Raw genomic sequence first — 2,216 nt, forward strand, 5'->3', positions numbered from 1 at the left:
TGTCAACCGAACTGAGGGTTTGACCCCCTTGGCGAAGCGAAGAACTGACCCCCGCTCATGGCATGGTGGTTTCGGTGTTCTCAAGCGTAGGTCCGGCCTTCTGCAGAAGGCCGGACCTACGCTTTTCGCGAAGTCGGTAACTATCGCCACGGATGGTGATCACGGCTGAGTGGTGAAGCAACCGATCCAAGATCGCCGTCGCCACTACCGGATCGCCGAAGACGCCGCCCCATTCTCCGACCGACCGGTTGGAGGTGATCAGGATCGCCCCCTTTTCGTAGCGGCGCGACACCAGCTGGAAGAAGAGATGCGCGGCATTGGCCTCGAAGGGCAGATAGCCGAGCTCGTCGATGATCAGCAGCTTGGGCCGAGCAAGCAGCGTCAGCTGCTTGTCGAGCGTTCCGTCGCCGTGCGCCTTTGCCAGCATGGCCACCAGCGTCGCCGCAGTGACGAACTGGACCGAGTAGTTCTGCCGGATCGCTTCCCGCCCCAACGCCACCGCGAGATGCGTCTTGCCCGTTCCTGGAGGCCCCAGGAACAACGTGGTGTCGCCATGGGCGATCCAGCGGCAGGTTACGAGCTCTCGGATCTGGCCAGGATCGAGCGAGGGCTGGGCATCGAACTCGAAGCCGTCGATCTCGCGCACGAACGGGAACTGGGCAAGCTTGCTTGCCATGGAGATACGCCGCTCATCGCGCCGCGCAATCTCGCGTGACACGAAGAACGCCAGTGCTTCTCGCAGGGTCATTTTCGAGCGCGCTGCCTCGTCCAGCAGCGTGTCGAGCTGATCCCGGATCGCCGAGAGCTTGAGCCGGTCCAGCATCGCTACCAGCGTCTCATGATCGATGGCCGTCATCACCAACCTCCTCCGACCAGAGCCTCGTACTCAGAAAGCGGCCGCAGCAAGGCTGGCGATGGCATTGGCGGTGATGTGGCAGCGCGGAAGGTGCCGGTGCCCACCAGACCCGCCAGATGCGCCCGGTCGATCACCCGTTGCCGGCGCCCCTCGCACATGGGATGGTCAGCTACCACCTCGCCGGCGTGGCGCACGATAACGCGGCCGGCGAGGACCACGACCTGGACCGTTTCGCCGACCAGGCGCCAGGGAACCGAGTAGCTGTTGGTGTCGAGGTCGATAGCACAGTCGGGCCGAACCTTGCGGATCAGGTCACGCAGTTGCCCGAACGGAGCACGGCCACCGAGCGGGCGAAGTGCACCGGCCTCGTCGGCGAAGCGAACGAGCGGCAGTTCGCCTGTGGTCCCGTGCACGCGCACGTCGGCGATCTCCCGGTTCCATTGATCGAGGTGCGCGACGAAGGTGCCCCAGCTCGCGAAGCGGCGGCCAGCGACTGCATTACGCTTCACATATCCGACGCCTCGCTCATCCTTGCCCTTGGTACGCGCCCGGTATGGAGCGCAAGCTCGCGGCGAGAAGCCCCAGTAACGCGCAAAGGTGTGGAGACGAGCATTGAACCGCACTTCCCGTGTTGCCGCGTCATGATGTTCGACCAGCGCCTTGGCATTATCGACCAGGACTTCAGCTGGCACGCCGCCGAACCGCAGGAACGCGCCTTCCATTCCTTCGAACCAGTCGACCTGGCGCTCGCGCAGCGAGGGCTGGATGTGCATCCGGCGCGAATACCCCAGTGTCGCCACGAACAAATGGACGCGCACCCGCTCGTCGCCGATCCATACCCGGGACTCGCCGAAGTCGATCTGCAACTGATGGCCGGGCGGCGTCTCGAAGCGCACCGTCGCCCGCTTCTGCGCCCTGAGCTCGCGCCGCCAGCGCTGTACCCGAAGTTCGACCGAGCGCAGGCCGATCACGATCCCATGCTCGCTGGCCAGTTCCTGCCGTATGACATCCGCGTTGCCGCCATGCCGGAAGAAGCGCTCGCGCAGCCAATCGTCGAGTCCATCGAAGGCCGTTTTACGCTCCGGCTTCGCGAACGGCACCGTGCCGCCTGCGCGAAGATAGCGACGCACAGTGTTGCGGGCGCAACCAAACTCCTTCGAAAGCCGCTTCGCTCCCCAGCCAAGCTCATGCAGCCGCACCATCGCTGCTACCTCATCGGGTTGAAGCATATCTTCTCCCTGCACAGCCAACCTCTGTGCAGGAAACTCTGGAATCCCTTTTGTCATCTGTCTTTCCCTCTTCAGCCGAAGGGGTCAGTTCTCAGATTCGGCAGGGGGTCAGTTTCTCATTTCGTCTGACA

2 protein-coding genes are annotated in these 2,216 nt (G+C 63.7%); both read right to left on the reverse strand.

Translation table 11 applies throughout. From position 1 onward, the window contains the following. Positions 1–55 precede the first annotated feature (55 nt). A complete protein-coding gene (gene istB / locus GVL61_RS24355; protein WP_159983856.1) occupies positions 56–856 on the reverse strand; it encodes an IS21-like element helper ATPase IstB in 801 nt (266 codons plus the stop codon). Beyond that, positions 856–2,142: an IS21 family transposase gene (gene istA, locus GVL61_RS24360; protein WP_159983858.1), complete on the reverse strand. Its 1,287-nt coding sequence runs from the start codon at positions 2,140–2,142 to the stop codon at positions 856–858. The genes istB and istA overlap by 1 nt, the downstream gene beginning before the upstream one ends. Positions 2,143–2,216 lie beyond the last annotated feature (74 nt).

This window comes from Novosphingobium sp. 18050 (assembly GCF_902706195.1).
Taxonomy (GTDB): domain Bacteria; phylum Pseudomonadota; class Alphaproteobacteria; order Sphingomonadales; family Sphingomonadaceae; genus Novosphingobium.

What these genes read in the sequence shown, in the direction of transcription:
- istB (WP_159983856.1), bottom strand. Translation starts at nt 856, where the DNA reads ATGACGGCCATCGATCATGAGACGCTGGTAGCGATGCTGGACCGGCTC.
- istA (WP_159983858.1), bottom strand. Translation starts at nt 2,142, where the DNA reads ATGACAAAAGGGATTCCAGAGTTTCCTGCACAGAGGTTGGCTGTGCAG.